This is a genomic window from Bacillus sp. FSL K6-0073 (assembly GCF_038006085.1).
Taxonomy (GTDB): domain Bacteria; phylum Bacillota; class Bacilli; order Bacillales; family Bacillaceae_G; genus Bacillus_A; species Bacillus_A cereus.
The window spans coordinates 2,096,964-2,114,565 of record NZ_JBBOUN010000001.1; the positions used below are offsets into that span (position 1 = coordinate 2,096,964).

Below are 17,602 nucleotides of genomic sequence, written 5' to 3' on the forward strand. Positions count from 1 at the left end.
AGTACTTGGTTGCGTCGGTAATTTCTATGCCGTACTCGATGTGGTGCTATAAGAGATGAACTAATGAATCTAATTCAATCAGAGGAAGTGATCTAATGTGGTCAAACTAGAACACAGGTTTAAGAGTCTGCTAGAGGAAGAGGACAGGAAGGCATTAGAGCAGGCTCGTAAGAAGAAGAGCAATAGTGGCCTCAAGAAGCTAGGCTTTCCTCCGGATAACAAGTGGGATGTAGCTAAGTCCTACTTGTATATCTATGGTGGGATGTTCCTGCTAGCTGGTGCTGTATGGTTTGGAGGAGCTATATTGTTTGCTGTTGTACTCGTTCTCTATGAGTTAGCCGTAGGAGTGTGATGGGATGGACAAACTAGCTATAGCGGTATTCCTGTTAGGCTTTGTGTACGCTTTAGTGATGAGTCTATAAGGGGAGGTAATGTCGATGAGTGATCTCCACAGAGGAGTCTTGATAGGCGCATTCTTTAATACTGTCTTTTGGATAGCTTTCATATGGCTGTTTGGTTAACTGAGGTAGCTTCTATCCCGAGAGGCTACCTTTTTTTATGGCTAGAGGGGTAGGTGTCTATGGGGAATGTAGACTTATAGAGAAAATACATATTGGTAACATCGGGTGTAACCTCAGTGGGTCGTTCTCATAAAGGGTATTCACATGAATACAAATTATAATTTCAATTACCGTAATGATATCGATAAGGAAAAAACAAAAGAGCCGACTCAATGAGAGTCAGCTCGAGGGGGAGTGTCCTAGAGATTTTAGTTTCTTCCCCCTTAGTTATTATCTTCTCGATCCCACACTCTTAGTTTACCCTTTTCGAATACCATGACTGCAAAGTCAATCTCGCCAGTTTCCTCACCGTCACCATCGTAGGTTACGTCTGTGTAGCCGTTAGAGCTGGTACGCTCTCCGTTGCCGCCCACAAGATCAGCAACCTCTGAGAGTGTCATCCTTTCCTCTAAGGAATTGTATTCCTCTTCGGAGATTGTTGAACTGTTGCAGGCACTCAGCAGGATAATGCTGGACAGGAAAACAACCATTCGTTTTTTCTTCATTGGTATTCCTCCTCAGTTAACTCGTTTAAATTAAAACTAAGAGTTTTGGAGATTTTGCCAGCTCGTAAGATAACTACATACGTAAGGCCTAGTTGGAATGTATCTACTTTGCAAACTTTATTAGTGATACGAGATAGTGAGTTTGGTGTTAGTGCTCATCGGCTTGTTACCTCATTAGTCACTGGATTGTACGTAACTTTTCTAATCTTACTTATGTGGTTCATGTTCAAATTAGCTTTCTCACCTGTCAATTGATTGGTCATTATATGAGCACGTCTGTTTGCTTCTCTGTAGCTCCAAATCACCTTGAGATCGGACATACCAGTTACTACCCAGCGTTCACCGTCTAGGTAGAACTCAGCGCCACTAACAAGTCTGTCTTTGTGGGTTTGTATGTCACCCTTGAGCTGGCTGAATAGGTTCTCTCTTTCACGTTTCTCCCATGCTAGTACTCGTTTGAATAAGTTCATTTGAGTTCCCCCTTAGTTTGGTCTTCTTCTAAATTCATAACCACCATAGCCACATTCATTCCAATTATTCCTAAGACAGTCAATACAGTATATGCCATTAGTTTGCCTCCTCAGTCAACTCTTGTAGATTGAAGCTAAGAGCCTTGAAGATTCGGCCAGCTCTCAGGGTTACTACGTATATAAGGCCTAGTTGGAATGTATCTACTACACATTCATTATCAGTAACACGAGCCAGTACATCCTGATAATGAGATACTAATGTGTCGATCTCGTGCATAACAATATCCTCTTTAGTTACCTGTACAGTTGTATTCATTTGTATTCCTCCTAGTATTTTATGAGATAGGTGAAAGCTTAGAAGTTAACGATTAAGTAACTGACTAAGTATCCAGCTCCAAACAAGAAAGCTGTAGAGCCACTAACAACAACGATGGCTTCTCTTAGTTCTTCGTTCATGAGATCGCCTCCTATTGAGGTCGAACCTTTACAGCTATTCCTACCCATGTTACTATGGAGGGAGAGCCTGTATTGGTTCGACTGAATTGCATAGCCTTATCTAGCCACTTTCTCAGGGTGCTCGCTAGGTAGGGCTATTTGTGTTTACTTATCCACAATGGATTTGCCTGCATTGATACGTTCAAAAGATAAGTCTACTAGTTCCTTGCGTTTACTCGGTGGTAATAACTTGAGGGCGCTGAACAGTTTGTAGAACCTCTGGGCCTCCTCGATTGAATCTAGGGAGTAGGCGTCCATAATCTTAGTGAAGTATCTCAGTTGTTTCTCCTGCAAGTTTGTCACCTCCCTTGCTTGAAATCATCTTAACACGCCTTAAATAAGTTGCGCAACCCTTTTATTAAACTTTTTTGCACTCGGTATACAGTAGCTGTTTTGGGTACCTCTTAGAGAGGGACAACTTGTCTCCATCTAACAGGAGTTCTATTGAGACTGTACAGGTGATTCAACCTGTTTAGGTACAAACGCTAGGGTTTGTCTCGCAGAATCTCATACAGAGCAATCTGAGAGGTCATTATTGATTCGTGCGGTATCCAATCGAGCATATACCTGATGAATTGCCAGCTCTTTAGGGAGATTCTCTCTCCAAAGACTTGTACCAACAGAGAACGGACAACGACCAGATTGAATGCCTACCCAGTATTCAATCGAGCATACACTAAATAGCTTCACGTCTGGTGTTCGCATAGATAAGGCAGGAACCGGATGATAGGGAATATTACTTACAGTAATCCTACTGAAGGAAGTTAAACAGACGACACTTAAGAGAACGCTGAGCTTGTGTTAGTTTCTGACTGATAACTCCGTAGAAGTATCCAGTGAAGTCACGCACATGTTTAACATTAGATGCCAGCACACTAGCTCGTACTGATGAGACGGCGATCTCTGTTAGTTCCATCAAGTCAGGTGCATGTTTACGTGCTGCTAATTGAACACGGCTCCATAACTTGTACACTTCAGTTGCATCAAAGAAGGAGATAGCCAAGCTAGCGAACTCAGCAGGGACACCAACAGCAATTAAGTGATCTATGCCTAGCTCGTCTACGTATGTATTATCTTTAGAGCTTTTAGTTTTGTAAGTAATTGTATCTGTATGAGAAGGAGGCTCCTCAATTCGCTCAGGAGTAGGCTCTACAGATTCCTCACAAGGTGACTTAGCAAGGTGACTCTCATAGGAATTGATCACTGTTATTGAAGCGCTATAGCCACCCTTAACAGGCTTGAATTGGTTGATACGAGTAATAATTCCTAGCTCAGATAAAACCTTGAGGGCGCGCTGTATAGTGCGCTTAGAGTAACCTGTTAGATCAGCTAAAGAGTCTACCTTGAGGTAGCTGACTCCTATGAATTTGCATGAGTAACAAGCAAGCTTCCATAGTACTGTGTACTCTGATTCTTTAAGTTTGTACACTGACAGGTATTCACTAATAGAATTGTCCATCTCAGTAATCGAATTAAAAGATTGATATTTTCGTAGTTCCTTCATAGTAAATAATCTCCTTAATAGGAGCTACTTGCAGAGTGTACCTTAGGGTAGTACAATATAAGCAAATAGCTCCATAGTTATTTTGTGAAAGAGTCCTGTCTGGCCGCCAAACTAGAGCAGGGCTCTTTTGTGTTTACTTATAGGTCAAACCTATTGAGAGGGTTATACTTATCATTGGATTCAGCTAACGAGTTACCGAAAGCATGTAGGTAAACTTCAGTAGTTCTTATCTGGGAGTGATGCATAAGCTTACTCAAGGTGTATATATCCATGCCAGCTCTTAAACAGTTGCTCGCATAGGTATGCCTAAACATGTGAGCTGTAGTTTTGAAACCCATGCGTGAAGACAATCTGGTGAACATTAACTTGACAGCGTTCACTGTGAGTGGGTTACCTCTGTGGTCATTAAACACATGAGCAGGCAACTTAATGTAGTACTTCTCGCAGAATAATCTCCACTCGTACAACTCTCGAGCCACTTTATCCGTTAACGGAGTAGACAGGCTCTTACGATTCTTCCCGAAGATAGTGATAGTCTTATTGAGTAGATCCACGGAATCCCACCTCATGGATACCAGCTCGCCTAGTCTTATGCCTGTACCAGCGAGGACGACTATCACGGTATGACCTCTGTAGCTATACAACGTGTTTTCTCGAGAACGCATCCTCCTGTAGTATCTAAGCATTTGCTTTATCTGTTCATCGGAGTACACCTTGATGGCTTTGTCCGTCTTAGCAGGCTTAATCTTGTTAGTGGGATTGCTACGGATCTCTATAATGTCCTCATCCTCTAGGTATCTAAAGAATGTTTTCAAGTGCTGGAGCTTACCATTACGAGTAACTACTGTGTTTCCTCTCTCCTTGGAACAGTAGAGGAGGTAGCCCTTTATAACTTGTGGAGTAATATCCTCGATGTTAATGATCTCCTTCTCAGCAACGAGCCAGCGAGAAAACTCATTGAGTGTATCTCCGTAGCTCTGTATGGTCCTAGGAGCTAGTCCACTGAGTTCTTTATCCTCTAGGTAATCCTTAATCATAAATCTAAGTAGTGCCATTTAGTTTCCCCCTTGAGTACGCACAAAAAGACCACCTCCATAGGCTACTTGTGAGTAACCTAGAAAGTGGTCTCTTGTGAGAATATTGTTTCTGTCATAGACAACCATTCAGCTTGACCTTGTGAGGCTTGTCCTGCCTCGGGTGAATTAACTCGCCTGTCCTACCATAGCGGATAATGAATTTTCAGCGGAAGTAGAGGCGGATGCGATGATCACGCCGTCTTTTTCAATATAGTATGTGCGTCCTGTATTCGTTTCGATAGCCTGCCTTAATATTTTCTCTGATTCATTGGTAGTCGGAAATTCAGCAATGTCACTTCGTAATTTCATAATTCGTTCTATATCATGGAGTGACGCAAGTTTAATCGTTTCATGAATAGGCGTGTCAGGTAAGTTGTTGTCATTTAGACATTCGCAAAAATACATTTCATTTTTAGTACCTAGTTCTATATTTGAAGCAGTTTCAAATTGTTCTACGATAGTTGACTTACCAGAGAGTTTAAGTGGCTTATATGCGGAAAGAAGTGCCTCATAATCAGTGGTAACAAAGTCTTCTTTACTATATGGTATAAATGAATCGTGGAATCGGAGTAAAATTGATTTTAATGTTCCATTCTCTTTAAATACTCCCCATAATTCTTGAAAATCTGTGTCATAACCGAAAGCTTCAATATCTCCAATAATAAACAAGTTAAGGGCTTCTTCTTCTTTTAGATAAGCGAATACTTGTTCATGATCTTTCTTTGTTAATTTTCGCATCATAACGAATCGACCTCTTTTTTTATTTTTCTAAATATTACAACTTAAGTTTTTTGAAATCAATATTAAATTTTATGTTTAGTTCACAAACTTTCGGAAAAACTAGGAAAGATATGACAAAGGAGGTTATGAACGGTGGATCATCCAATTCAAGGGTTAATGAAAGCAGCAATGGAAAATTTAAAAGAAATGGTTGATGTAAATACGATTGTTGGAGAGCCTGTTCAAACGGCTGACGGTGGTGTGGTGTTAACGGTTTCTAAAGTAGCGTTCGGTTTTGGAGCAGGAGGTTCTGATTTCCAAACGAATGATGGACAAAGAGCAAACGGTAACGCTGCATTTGGTGGCGGTAGCGCGGGTGGTGTTTCTATTACACCAGTAGCATTTCTTGTGGTGAATAAAGATGGAGTAAATATTCTTCATCTACAAAATGCGACACATTTAGCAGAAAAAATGATTGAATTAGCTCCACAAACAATTGATAAAATTCAATCGATGTTCCAAAAAGAAGAAAAGAAAGAGGGAAATCATCATCCTCAAAACCCAGATGAAATCCTTTAAAAACGCCTGCTTATGAGCAGGCGTTTTTTCTTGTAATCACTATGTAATAAAACACATGAAATTGTAAATAGTTTTTGAAGTTTTTTCTATGTTTCTAAAATTTTTCATGTTAAAATATGCTATAGAATTGAAACATATAAAACGAAGGTGGCTAGGTGCTTTGTCTGGAGGATCTGACCAAGTAAAGAATATGATATATATTAATGGTAATCGTCGAGGTCATTGTTTTATTACATCAGGAATTACGTTTAAAGAGTTTGCGAGTAACATCCCTTCACCGCTTCATCAAGTGTTGCTTTTGAAGCACAACTTTGAATGGACGGATTTTCATTATCATACTTTATTTGAATATGTTGAGGAAGAAAATATACATAAGTTAATTCAAGCAGAGATTGATGAATTTGATGAATTTTGTTGGGTAGATTTTGATGATGCAAGCGATTTAGATGAATTAGAGCCGAAAGAAATTGCAGAATTATTATATTTGGCTCACAAAAAAGAACCACTTGCAAGAACATTCTTTCCGCTGTTGAAAAATCGATTTGTTTATTTTTCACATGATGACGGATGGTACAACAAAGTGTATTATCGTAGAATTGCTGATTTTGTAGGAATGTTAAGTAAAGTCATTCCGTATAAACTCGGTGCTTTCGGTAAGAAACGTTTTTCTTTCTTCCAAAAATCAAAAATTTTCCCAGCAATTTCAAAAGAATTGATCATGGGACTGATTCCACTAATGGAAGATGGTCTTTACATAGATCTAGCAGGGAAGATTGAGTCAAGAAGAGGTCTTGAAATTCCGGTATATGTAGTTGGTTCGTATGAAAGTACGGATGAGGTGTTAGATAATATCGATGAATTGAAAGAGGAAGCAACAGAAACAGGTTGGCTCATTTTTGATAAGAAAGAACAAGAGTGGCAATGGGTTGTTGACTAAGAAAACTTGGCGTATGAAGTCAAGTTTTCTTGTCATTTGAAAGGAGTACAAATGAAGAAATATTATACAATTGTGGGTATTATAAGTATTATTCTCGTGGCAATATTACTTATAACTTGTCCGAAAGAATCAGATTTTAAAGTGTATGTAGAGGATAAGTATGCGTTGAATTGTAATGAGAGTAGTTTTGAATGCACGCAAAATGTAGATGGTAAAAAAGAAAAACTACAATTTGAAAGTACAGATGCACGAAATGGTGTATTCTTTATGACTGTAAAGCAAACATTTAAAACAGAAGCTGGTGTTTCAAAAGAATATAGCGGAGTAGGAATGTTTGGTACATTTCTTTTTGTTTCAGAGAAGACTTTCTAGTAATAGAAGGTCTTTTTTTTATGCTTATGTTCATATAGATGAAGTAAGACAAGCATAGGAGGGATAGCGATGAAGAACACATGTATCGTTTGCGGTGGTGAGGAGTTTTTTTCCTCAACGTTATATGCACGTACGAAACAAGATTGGGCATATGCACCAAACATGTATCGATTTGAAAAAGTATTTATTGAGCATCGAGATGAAGAAAATTATCCAGTGTTTCAAGAAATTACAGCGAAACATTGTTGTGGATGCGGTCATATTATGTTGTATCACGAATGAACACACCAAGTATAACTTGGTGTGTTTTTTTAAAACGCTGACAAAGCAAGCGGATAAAGTAAAGTAAATAAAACAGAAAAACTACCAAAACCAATTGCTGTATATCCAAGTGTTCTTGCTCCGAAATTGACAGCTAATAAGCCAACTAAAATTGCTAGGGAGCCGAGCGTAACGGGATAAAAAGCAATGGAGAATAACGAAAGAAATAAAGCGACATAGCCTACCATTGCGCCGGTATTTGTACCTTCTATCTCATTTGCAATTTCTTTACGCTTATGTCTAATTGGAATGCCAGCTGGTGATATTTCAGCAGCATACTCTTCGTTTTTTTCACCACTTTTAAAATGATGATTTCTTTTTCTTCGCATGTACATCCCTCTCTTTCAATTGGGTGTATCTATAGTATCTTTCAAAATGAGAAGAGCATGAGTATGAGTTAAACCCAAGTAAAGCAAAAATTGGAGAATACGCATTCCATCGTTAACATATCCATCTCCTAGTGAAGATAAAGTGTGGGATTTTTTCCACTAGGACTGATTATCAGCCAGCAACAATTGGATTTTTATGAGCAGTTCTCTCCCATTAACTGGTCCGCATCCATTGAATTTTGAGGTAGGTATCTTACTGCAAGCGGGATAAAACAGGAATTTTGGAAAATGATGTAGAATGAAATGAATGATAATACGTGAAGGTAGGGGAATGTATGACGAAATTTAATTGGCATGAATCAGCAGAAAAGAAATGGGATAGTAGTGCAGAGTTTTGGAATCAAAATAGTCAAGAGATGTGGGACAGCGGGAGTAGGAGCACAATTATTCCGTTTTTTGAACAATACGTGAAGAAAGAAGCACTAGTGCTCGATGTTGGTTGTGGTGATGGGTACGGTACATATAAATTAAGTCGCGCAGGCTATAAAGCAGTGGGAGTAGATTTATCGGAAGTGATGATTCAAAAAGGTAAGGAACGCGGAGAAGGACCGAATTTATCTTTTATAAAAGGAGATCTTTCTGCATTACCATTTGAAAATGAGCAATTTGAATCAATTATGGCAATTAATTCTTTAGAATGGACGGAAGAGCCATTACGAGCGTTAAATGAAATAAAGCGTGTGTTAAAGAAAGATGGATATGCATGTATTGCAATTTTAGGACCGACAGCAAAGCCACGAGAGAATAGTTATCCTCGCTTGTACGGAAAAGACGTTGTTTGTAATACAATGATGCCTTGGGAATTTGAACAGTTAGCGAAAGAACAAGGTTTTAAAGTTGTAGATGGCATCGGCGTATATAAGCGCGGAGTAAACGAGAAGATGTTAGGTCAACTACCTACAGAGTTGCAACAATCGTTAACATTCTTATGGGTATTTATGTTAAAAAACGTATAAAGAAATGAAAGAATTTTTAGGAGGTAAATAAGTGCAGAAAATACAAAAAACTGATACAATATCATCAGAACCAATTAAAGGGGGACTAGGGTATATGACAACTACTACAACAGTGAAATCCGATATTGAAATCGCACAAGAAGCGAGTATGAAGAAGATTCAAGAAATTGCAGCTGATTTAAATATTTTAGAAGATGAATTAGAGCCATACGGGCATTATAAAGGTAAGTTATCTCTTGATATTTTTAAGCGCTTACAAGATGAGAAAGACGGTAAAGTTGTTTTAGTAACAGCAATTAACCCAACTCCAGCTGGAGAAGGTAAATCAACAGTAACAGTTGGTTTAGGTCAAGCTTTTAACAAAATTGGTAAGAAAACAGTAATTGCACTTCGTGAACCATCTCTTGGACCGACGATGGGATTAAAAGGTGGAGCAGCAGGTGGCGGTTTTTCACAAGTCGTACCAATGGAAGACATTAACCTTCACTTTACTGGAGATATCCATGCGATCACAACTGCCAATAACGCATTAGCAGCGTTTATTGATAATCATATCCAACAAGGAAACACACTTGGAATTGATACGCGTAAAATCGTTTGGAAACGCTGCGTTGACTTAAATGATCGTGCCCTTCGTAACGTAGTAATTGGTCTTGGTGGACCTGTACAAGGTGTACCACGTGAAGACGGTTTTGACATTACAGTAGCATCTGAAATTATGGCCGTGTTCTGCCTTGCAACAGATATTCAAGACTTAAAAGCACGTTTATCTCGCATCGTAGTTGCCTATAACTTTGCAAATCAACCTGTAACGGTTAAAGATTTAGGTGTAGAAGGTGCGTTAACACTATTATTAAAAGACGCATTAAAGCCGAACTTAGTACAAACGTTAGAAAATACACCAGCTATCATTCATGGCGGACCATTTGCGAATATCGCTCACGGTTGTAACAGTGTTATCGCTACAACAATGGCAGCAAAATTAGGTGATTATGTTATTACAGAAGCTGGATTCGGTGCTGATTTAGGCGCTGAGAAGTTTTTAGATATTAAAGCTCGTGCAGCTGGCATTAAACCAGAAGCAGTTGTTATTGTTGCGACGATTCGTGCGCTTAAAATGCATGGCGGCGTTGCAAAAGATCAATTAAAAGAAGAAAATGTAGATGCATTAGCAAAAGGTATGGAAAACTTACAGAAGCATGTTGAAACAATTCAAAGCTTCGGTGTGCCTTTCGTAATTGCAATTAATAAATTCATTACAGATACAGATGCAGAAGTTACATACTTACAAGAGTGGTGTAATGAGCGTGGCTATGCAGTATCCTTAACAGAAGTTTGGGAGAAAGGTGGCCAAGGCGGAGTTGACCTTGCTGAAAAAGTACTAAAAGAAATCGAAAAAGGTGAAAACAACTACGCACCACTTTATGAATTAGAATTACCCTTAGAAGAAAAAATTCGTACAATTGCTCAAAAAGTATATGGCGCAAAAGATATTGAATTTGCTCCGAAAGCACGTAAGCAATTAGCTCAATATGAAGGAGAAGGTTGGAGTAACCTACCAGTTTGTATGGCGAAAACACAATACTCTCTTTCTGACGATGCAACAAAATTAGGTCGTCCATCTGACTTTATTGTTACAATTCGTGAGTTAAAACCATCTATCGGTGCAGGTTTTATCGTTGCGTTAACAGGTACAATGTTAACAATGCCAGGTCTTCCAAAACAACCAGCAGCACTTCAAATGGATGTAAATGAAGATGGAAAAGCAGTAGGTTTATTCTAAAAGGTTGTAATTCATCTCGTTTATCTGTAAACTATATATACATCAAGTGGCGCCTTTCCATCGAAAGGCGCCTGTTTTTTGGAGGAAATTATGTTTGATCCAACTGCTTTTGACAATTTAAAAGTAATCGTAGAAGGTGCTGTGTATGATTTTGATCTACATGGAGATATTCTTGTAACAGATCGAAAAGATATGATGGATCTTGCTTCATTAAGTCGTATATATCATATCTCATTTCAATTAACAGAACCGTTTGAACCATTAGTAGAAGCAACATTTTCATTATCTGTGGATGCAAAGAACTTGTCTGGTGAAATACTAGAAGTGCCTCAGTTTACACCAGGTTGTGAAATGAAGCTAGCATTTTCATTCCCGTTAGAACAACCAGAAGTAAAATGCGAAGAAATTGAAACATTAATGCGTTCTATATGGGGAAAAGAAAGAATGATTATGCAGAAAGTTTCATACGAATATAATAAGCAAGCGATTTCATATCATAATAAGGTAGAGGTTCTATTTCAAAAAGCGATTACAGAAGACCATGTTGATGATTTAATAGCTGTTATTTCACACATGATAGAAACGGTGCGAACAATACAGCATTTTCTTCAAAAATAGAGATAAAGGAGAAAAACAAATGATAAAAGATATGCAACCATTTTTACAACAAGCTTGGGAGAAGGCTGGTTTTAAAGAGTTAACTGAAATTCAAAAACAAGCGATTCCAACTATTTTAGAAGGACAAGACGTTATAGCTGAATCTCCAACTGGAACAGGAAAAACATTAGCGTACTTATTACCACTTTTACATAAAATTAATCCTGAAGTAAAACAGCCACAAGTTGTTGTTTTAGCTCCAACACGTGAACTTGTAATGCAAATTCATGAAGAGGTTCAAAAGTTTACAGCAGGAACTGAAATTTCAGGTGCATCTTTAATTGGTGGTGCAGATATTAAGCGCCAAGTTGAAAAATTAAAGAAACACCCAAGAGTAATTGTCGGTTCACCAGGCCGTATTTTAGAATTAATTCGTATGAAAAAGCTAAAAATGCATGAAGTAAAAACAATTGTATTTGATGAGTTTGATCAAATTGTAAAGCAAAAAATGATGGGCGCAGTGCAAGATGTAATTAAATCAACGATGCGCGATCGTCAATTAGTATTCTTCTCGGCGACAATGACAAAAGCGGCAGAAGATGCGGCACGTGATTTAGCAGTGGAACCACAATTAGTACGTGTAACACGTGCAGAATCAAAAAGCTTAGTTGAGCATACGTATATCATTTGTGAGCGACGCGAAAAAAATGATTACGTAAGAAGAATTATGCATATGGGCGATGTAAAAGCAGTTGCTTTCTTAAACGATCCATTCCGTTTAGATGAAATTACAGAGAAATTGAAATTCCGTAAAATGAAAGCGGCGGCTCTTCATGCAGAAGCAAGTAAACAAGAGCGCGAAGCGACAATGCGTGCTTTCCGCGGAGGGAAATTAGAAATTCTACTTGCTACTGATATTGCAGCGCGCGGTATCGATATTGACGATTTAACACATGTAATTCATCTAGAGTTACCAGACACAGTAGACCAATATATTCACCGCTCAGGACGTACTGGACGTATGGGTAAAGAAGGAACTGTCGTATCTCTTGTAACTCCACAAGAAGAGCGCAAATTACTGCAATTTGCGAAAAAACTAGGCATCGTATTTACGAAGCAAGAAATGTTCAAAGGATCATTCGTAGAAACGAAACCGAAAGCACCAAAGAAAAAGAAACCAGCATTTACTGGGAAGAAAAAGCCTAGATAAATGATGGAGAAGGCGTAACTATTTGTAGTTACGTCTTTTTTGTTTGTAAACAAGTGATAATGGGAATTGTATTAGTGTTTTTAATGTGCCTATCATATATATGCTTCTACTGGGAGTATCGAAAAAAGGGTAGTTTATTTATTTGGTTTATACGAGGAAATAATATAAAAAAGTCGAATATTAAAATGATGCGAAATAATAAAAAGAAGGTACATATATGGATAGGAAATTAGGAATGTTTTTGAATACAAAATATATTGAAGTAAACGAAGGAATAAAAAAGGCGAGAGAATGGGGGTTAGAATATATTCAATTATATGCTATGAATCCGACTTTCAACTTAGCTAACATCTCAAAGATACAATGGAATACATTAAAAGAAAACTTATCTTTTAATGAGATTCAAGTCCCGTCATTAGCAATTAGCTTCGGAGAAAATGGAATAATAGGAACTGAAGCTGAATGTGTAATAGAGAGTTTTAAATATATTACTGATAAAGGGTTAAGGTTAGGAGCTAACATAGTAACAGCCCATATTGGGAAAATCCCTGATGATGAAAATAGTGAGTACTATGATAAAATGCTACGTGTTTGTAATGAAATAGGGGACTTAGCGTTCAGAGTTGGAGGATTCTTCGCCATTGAGACGGGATCTGAAAAAGCAATAGTATTAAAACGATTTTTAGAAACTGCAAACTCGAAAGGACTAGCTGTTAACTTTGACCCAGCAAATTTAATAAGTGATGTAAATGAAAATCCGTTAGAAGGTTTATTACTATTAAAAGATTATATAGTACAAACTCATATTAAAGATTGTAAAGAAGTGAAAAGTAATAGTTCAAGTAAGTATATAGAAGTAGCAGCAGGGAATGGTGAAGTAGATTTCGATATATTCTTCAAAGTATTAGATAAAATTGGATTCGACGGATATAACATGATTGAAAGAAATGATTATTTTGATGAACTGGATGGGATGAAACAGTCGATAAATTTTGCAAAGAAGTACATACCAACTCAAAAGGAATAACGATAGTATTTGTAGAAAGCTACATAGAATATAAAAACCATTAGGGGGAAATGTAATGATCCATAAAGTAGGACAAATTATGTTATATGTAAATAATCAAGATGAGGCAGTAAATTTTTGGACGGAGAAGGTAGGGTTTCATGTAGTTGCAGAGGAAGATAATAAGCAAGGAATGAGATGGATTGAAATCGCTCCGAAAAGCGGTGCAGAAACGAGCATTATATTACATAATAAAGAAGTTATTTCGAAAATGAGCCCAGAATTGAATCTTGGTACACCGTCCCTAATGTTCTTCTCAGAAAATCTTGATCAATTATATACAGATTTAACAAATAAAAATGTTACTGTTGGAGAAATGGTAACCATGCCTTCTGGTAAAGTGTTTAACTTTGCTGATAGCGAAGGGAATTATTTTGCGGTTATGGAGAAGAACCAATAATAATATTGCTATGTGAAAATCCCCCTCAAATATATTTGAGGGGGATTAAATTTTTGAAGTGGATTTTTCATTAGAGAGTTGTTTAATAAAAAATACTCCTTTTTCAATAGCTGTCTCAATATAGCCAACGATTTGGTCAAACGTAAATACCTGTAAGTCTTCATGCAAATGTTGCTTTGGATATAACATATCTTCAAAAAGATACTTTCGAAATTCTAAAACGTTTTCTTTAGAAACCTCTTCAATATCCACAATGTGAGCCTCTTGATTGAGAAGAGAGAAAAGCTGTTGTTCTTGATCGTAATGATGAAGCAACTTTGCATTTAACAATTTAAAATCGTTATAGTACAGGGGTGCGATAGTTTCGTCATTCTCTATTCTATTTTTTAGCCAAGGTAGAAAAAATCCACTTAGCCAATTATCATCGGCAATGAGGTGGGTATAATAGCCTAAAATAAATGGGGAATCTATATGTGATTCATATTTATGAAAAAATGAATCATAATCTATTCTTCTCGTATAGTTCTTCGTTGTACCGGTATAAAAATGTGAGGTTCCTTTTTCTTTTTTTGAATGAACAGCATCAGGGGCTACAGCTCCAAGTAAGAAAGAAGTCTTATCGTGAATTGATAGTTTCTCAGCAATACCACTAGCGATAATAACATGCATAATTCGTGATCCCATGAATGCCACCTCTGTTTCCAGTATTCATTTCAGGAAGAGGACTAAACAGTTAGTATTACTTTCCCTGTACTTTTTCTACTTTCGACCCATTCATGTGCTTTCCCTGCATTTTGAAGTGGAAAAGATTTCGTAGACTTAATTTGTAAACGTCCGTCACGCAAATAACGGAAAACTTCATTTGCAGTTTCTTGGAGCAGTTCAGGACGCTTTTTTCGTGTGGTTCCAAAGCTAAAACCGAGTATAGAGCGACAACTTGCATGTAAATCTTTCGTTTGAAAGTTACCAATTTCACCGCTAGCATTACCGAAATGAACGAGGCGACCGTAATCAGCAAGGCAGTTTAAACTTCTTTCAGAAACAGTTCCAGAAATAGAGTCCAAAATGATATTCACTCCTTCTCCGTTTGTCAGCCCATTGACTTTCTCTACAAAATCTTCAGCTTGATGACAAATTACATAATCAGCTCCAGCATCTAAAGCAATTTCTTTTTTTGCTTCACTTCCGACAGTGCCTATAACTGTCCTAGCCCCTAATAGTTTAGCAAGTTGAATAGCAGTAGTGCCAATTCCGCCAGCAGCTGCATGAATGAGTACAGATTCACCTTGTTGAATCCTTGCAACATTTGCGAGTAAATTATAGCTTGTAAAAGATACGATTGGACAAGCGGCTGCAGTTTGAAAGTCAACTTCATGGGGTAATACGAAAGTAAGATTTTCATTTGCAACAACGTATTCTGCGTAAGATCCATTTTGAGGAAAAGCAATGACACGTTGTCCAGGGTGAATATTTTTCACATGAGAACCGACACGTTCTACAATACCAGTGGCATCTATACCTGGAATAAAAGGTAGTGCTTTATTTCCTTTTTTACCATAACGTGATTTAATATCAGCGAAATTTACACTAGTAGCAACAACGCGAATTAAAACTTGATCTTCTGAAATAGCTGGTATATCCAAATCTGTATATTTCATCACTTCAGGACCACCGAACGACGTTACAACGATAGCTTTCATCATATATCCTCCTAAATTTGACTATATAAATTATTTTAAATCTTTATCAGAAATTGGAAAAATATATAATAGTTATGTGTGGTTATAAGTGAAGCTTATGAACTCAATGAATCATAATATTAATTTATATAAAAAAACTTTAAAAAAATCGAACGAAATATGAATTACCTGCCAATATATAGTGTAAGACAAAGGAGGGCTGGAATATGAAGGGTGAAATAGATTACGCACATTTAATCCAATTAACTTTATCAGGAAATAAAGAAGCATATAGCAAGTTGTATGATAAAACGATTCAAGAAGTATATAAAACAGCACATTTTTTAATTGAAGATAAAACGGATGTAGATGATGTCGTTCAAGAAATATACATACAACTATATGAATCGCTTCGTAAGTATGATAGCGAGAAGCCATTTCGTCCTTGGCTAATTGGACTTGCGATTAAACAAATTCATTCATATAGAAGAAAGAGGTGGATGCGACTACGCATTATAAAAAAAGCAGACGAGCAAAGAAAACCAGTACAAATTGATTTTTCTAACGCTGTTGTAAGTAAAATATCAAACCAAAAACTAATTGAACTCATTCATAAATTACCGTATAAATTGAAACAAGTTATTATCTTAAGATACTTACACGATTATTCACAAGAAGAAGTAGCACAAATATTACATATTCCAATTGGTACAGTGAAATCTAGAATTCATGCGGCATTAAAGAAACTACGTCAAAAAGAGCAAGTAGAAGAAATCTTTTTAGGAGAGGTAGGGAATGTGAAATGAGTTTAGATTGTAGAGTTAGGGAATCTATACAAGAAGAAGCAAAGGGTATTGTTGCCCCGCCGGATTTAAAAGAAAAAGTAATTGTACAAATAAAAATGAAGCACGGGCGGAGTAAGAGGAAGAAACGCCTTATCGCAGGAGTACTTGCAGCAGCTCTTTTAATCCCGACGACTGGTTTTGCGTATCAATCTATTATGGCGGATGGTATATACGGATCTTTCGAGAATTTAAAAAAACATGCCGGAACGATGACATTAGAGGCGTATATGCGTTTTAGTGCAAAATTATCAGAGGCAAAAAATGAAATGGGTGCGAAAGAATATGAAGAGTTTACAAAAGAACTAAAAAAATTAACAAATGCAAAGCTTGCATACGGAGATTCGAACGGTAATATTGATTATGATCAATTATCACCAGCAAAAAGAGAAGAAATGAAAAAGGTAAGTATGGGTCTTCAGCCATACTTTGATAAATTAAATGGTCATAAGTCTAGTAAAGAAGTATTAACACAAAAAGAGTTTGACCGTTATGTGGAAGCTTTAATGACATATGAAATCGTACAAGTGAAGACAAAATCAACTGGTGGGATGAAAGTAGAAGAAGTACCTGAGGCGTACAAAGAAAGATTTATTCAAGCGGAGCAGTTTATGGAGTATGTAGATGAAAAGGTGAGATAAGCTCAAAGCTCAATGCTTTAGCTTTGAGCTTTTTTATTAAAACAAAAAAAGAGTGTTCAATTATATTTTTTCATATTTGCAGTATCTTTTTGTATAAAACAATCTAAAAGGGAATAACCAGCTATTAAACTAATTATCGTAACAAAAGTTGTATTTATTAGAATAATATTAACTAAATAAGGTAGGTATTCTGCAAGTGGTGAAAAGAGTAGTGCTGGGGAAAAGGAAATGAATAGTGTAGGCACTGTAATAGCAATAAATTTATCCGGTTGAAAGCTCCAGTTTTGTTTACTTGTTTCGCGATTAATAGATTGAAGGAATCGTAATAAAATGCCAACTATAAGAGGGAAGAGTGTAAAGTAGAATAATCTTGGATAAACGTTAAAGTTCACTTGCGTGTCTGTATCTAAATAAAATTGAATTTTTACTCCTACAAATAATAATAAGACGATAAATAATGTAAAGCAGAGGTATAGCATCACTTTTTGCATTATATTCC

Annotated in this window: 23 protein-coding genes and 1 pseudogene; 13 read left to right on the top strand and 11 right to left on the bottom strand. The window is 37.0% G+C overall.

The window, feature by feature from the left end; genetic code table 11:
* Positions 1-97 precede the first annotated feature (97 nt).
* Positions 98-352: a hypothetical protein gene (locus MHB52_RS11025; RefSeq protein ID WP_061663712.1), complete on the top strand. Its 255-nt coding sequence runs from the start codon at positions 98-100 to the stop codon at positions 350-352.
* 432 nt (positions 353-784) lie between these two features.
* Here the strand turns inward: MHB52_RS11025 and MHB52_RS11030 are convergent, their stop codons facing one another.
* The 7 genes and pseudogenes from MHB52_RS11030 to MHB52_RS11060 all read right to left on the bottom strand — a co-directional run.
* The gene (locus MHB52_RS11030; RefSeq protein ID WP_061663713.1) at positions 785-1,066 is read right to left on the bottom strand and encodes a hypothetical protein; all 282 of its coding nucleotides are present in this window, start codon (positions 1,064-1,066) and stop codon (positions 785-787) included.
* 155 nt (positions 1,067-1,221) lie between these two features.
* Entirely contained in the window at positions 1,222-1,536 is a 315-nt protein-coding gene (locus MHB52_RS11035) for a hypothetical protein (protein WP_061663714.1), read from the bottom strand.
* 97 nt (positions 1,537-1,633) lie between these two features.
* Positions 1,634-1,813: a hypothetical protein gene (locus MHB52_RS11040; RefSeq protein ID WP_253703454.1), complete on the bottom strand. Its 180-nt coding sequence runs from the start codon at positions 1,811-1,813 to the stop codon at positions 1,634-1,636.
* 323 nt (positions 1,814-2,136) lie between these two features.
* Entirely contained in the window at positions 2,137-2,325 is a 189-nt protein-coding gene (locus tag MHB52_RS11045) for a hypothetical protein (RefSeq protein ID WP_017762677.1), read from the bottom strand.
* A gap of 457 nt (positions 2,326-2,782) precedes the next feature.
* A complete protein-coding gene (locus MHB52_RS11050) occupies positions 2,783-3,535 on the bottom strand; it encodes a helix-turn-helix domain-containing protein (RefSeq protein ID WP_061663717.1) in 753 nt (250 codons plus the stop codon).
* Between the two features lie 137 nt (positions 3,536-3,672).
* Entirely contained in the window at positions 3,673-4,590 is a 918-nt protein-coding gene (locus MHB52_RS11055; RefSeq protein ID WP_061663719.1) for a tyrosine-type recombinase/integrase, read from the bottom strand.
* Positions 4,591-4,752: 162 nt separating this feature from the next.
* Positions 4,753-5,352: pseudogene (locus MHB52_RS11060) on the bottom strand (GNAT family N-acetyltransferase); the annotation flags it as partial.
* Between the two features lie 132 nt (positions 5,353-5,484).
* Here MHB52_RS11060 and ytfJ point away from each other — a divergent pair.
* The 4 genes from ytfJ to MHB52_RS11080 all read left to right on the top strand — a co-directional run bounded on the left by ytfJ (position 5,485) and on the right by MHB52_RS11080 (position 7,501).
* Positions 5,485-5,910, top strand: a complete 426-nt coding sequence (gene ytfJ / locus MHB52_RS11065; RefSeq protein ID WP_000349986.1) for a GerW family sporulation protein — start codon at positions 5,485-5,487, stop codon at positions 5,908-5,910.
* A gap of 160 nt (positions 5,911-6,070) precedes the next feature.
* Entirely contained in the window at positions 6,071-6,847 is a 777-nt protein-coding gene (locus MHB52_RS11070; protein ID WP_000014087.1) for an oxalate:formate antiporter, read from the top strand.
* A 51-nt stretch (positions 6,848-6,898) separates the two neighbouring features.
* Positions 6,899-7,219: a hypothetical protein gene (locus MHB52_RS11075; protein ID WP_000761171.1), complete on the top strand. Its 321-nt coding sequence runs from the start codon at positions 6,899-6,901 to the stop codon at positions 7,217-7,219.
* 69 nt (positions 7,220-7,288) lie between these two features.
* The gene (locus tag MHB52_RS11080; protein ID WP_000798747.1) at positions 7,289-7,501 is read left to right on the top strand and encodes a hypothetical protein; all 213 of its coding nucleotides are present in this window, start codon (positions 7,289-7,291) and stop codon (positions 7,499-7,501) included.
* Positions 7,502-7,530: 29 nt separating this feature from the next.
* Here MHB52_RS11080 and MHB52_RS11085 read toward each other — a convergent pair whose 3' ends face one another.
* On the bottom strand, positions 7,531-7,869 hold the full coding sequence (locus tag MHB52_RS11085) for a hypothetical protein (RefSeq protein WP_001253201.1): 339 nt from the start codon (positions 7,867-7,869) through the stop codon (positions 7,531-7,533).
* Positions 7,870-8,204: 335 nt separating this feature from the next.
* Between MHB52_RS11085 and MHB52_RS11090 the strand changes: the two genes are divergently transcribed.
* From MHB52_RS11090 to MHB52_RS11115, 6 genes are all read left to right on the top strand, one after another.
* On the top strand, positions 8,205-8,885 hold the full coding sequence (locus MHB52_RS11090) for a class I SAM-dependent methyltransferase (RefSeq protein WP_000160041.1): 681 nt from the start codon (positions 8,205-8,207) through the stop codon (positions 8,883-8,885).
* A gap of 94 nt (positions 8,886-8,979) precedes the next feature.
* Entirely contained in the window at positions 8,980-10,668 is a 1,689-nt protein-coding gene (locus tag MHB52_RS11095; protein ID WP_014482011.1) for a formate--tetrahydrofolate ligase, read from the top strand.
* Between the two features lie 90 nt (positions 10,669-10,758).
* Complete coding sequence (locus MHB52_RS11100; RefSeq protein WP_000460219.1) at positions 10,759-11,286, top strand: hypothetical protein; 528 nt, start codon at positions 10,759-10,761, stop codon at positions 11,284-11,286.
* Positions 11,287-11,305: 19 nt separating this feature from the next.
* Positions 11,306-12,475 carry a DEAD/DEAH box helicase gene (locus MHB52_RS11105; RefSeq protein WP_000588613.1) on the top strand — a complete coding sequence of 390 codons (1,170 nt, stop codon included), beginning with the start codon at positions 11,306-11,308 and terminating at the stop codon, positions 12,473-12,475.
* 217 nt (positions 12,476-12,692) lie between these two features.
* Complete coding sequence (locus MHB52_RS11110) at positions 12,693-13,502, top strand: sugar phosphate isomerase/epimerase family protein (protein WP_016117686.1); 810 nt, start codon at positions 12,693-12,695, stop codon at positions 13,500-13,502.
* Between the two features lie 55 nt (positions 13,503-13,557).
* Positions 13,558-13,941, top strand: coding sequence for a VOC family protein (locus MHB52_RS11115; RefSeq protein ID WP_000581467.1), 384 nt, complete (start codon positions 13,558-13,560; stop codon positions 13,939-13,941).
* A gap of 45 nt (positions 13,942-13,986) precedes the next feature.
* Here the strand turns inward: MHB52_RS11115 and MHB52_RS11120 are convergent, their stop codons facing one another.
* Together MHB52_RS11120 and MHB52_RS11125 are read right to left on the bottom strand one after the other, a co-directional pair.
* Positions 13,987-14,625, bottom strand: a complete 639-nt coding sequence (locus tag MHB52_RS11120) for a zinc dependent phospholipase C family protein (RefSeq protein WP_016117688.1) — start codon at positions 14,623-14,625, stop codon at positions 13,987-13,989.
* 41 nt (positions 14,626-14,666) lie between these two features.
* Entirely contained in the window at positions 14,667-15,641 is a 975-nt protein-coding gene (locus MHB52_RS11125; RefSeq protein WP_016117689.1) for a quinone oxidoreductase family protein, read from the bottom strand.
* Positions 15,642-15,847: 206 nt separating this feature from the next.
* On the opposite strand from MHB52_RS11125, the gene MHB52_RS11130 reads away from it, so the two are divergent.
* Both MHB52_RS11130 and MHB52_RS11135 read left to right on the top strand, forming a co-directional pair.
* Complete coding sequence (locus tag MHB52_RS11130; RefSeq protein WP_061663721.1) at positions 15,848-16,426, top strand: sigma-70 family RNA polymerase sigma factor; 579 nt, start codon at positions 15,848-15,850, stop codon at positions 16,424-16,426.
* Positions 16,423-17,103 (top strand): DUF3600 domain-containing protein, encoded by a 681-nt coding sequence (locus tag MHB52_RS11135; RefSeq protein WP_000050677.1) that lies wholly within the window; start codon positions 16,423-16,425, stop codon positions 17,101-17,103. The genes MHB52_RS11130 and MHB52_RS11135 overlap by 4 nt, the downstream gene beginning before the upstream one ends.
* 56 nt (positions 17,104-17,159) lie before the next feature.
* Here MHB52_RS11135 and MHB52_RS11140 read toward each other — a convergent pair whose 3' ends face one another.
* Positions 17,160-17,594, bottom strand: coding sequence for a hypothetical protein (locus MHB52_RS11140; protein ID WP_001174544.1), 435 nt, complete (start codon positions 17,592-17,594; stop codon positions 17,160-17,162).
* Positions 17,595-17,602: the final 8 nt, after the last annotated feature.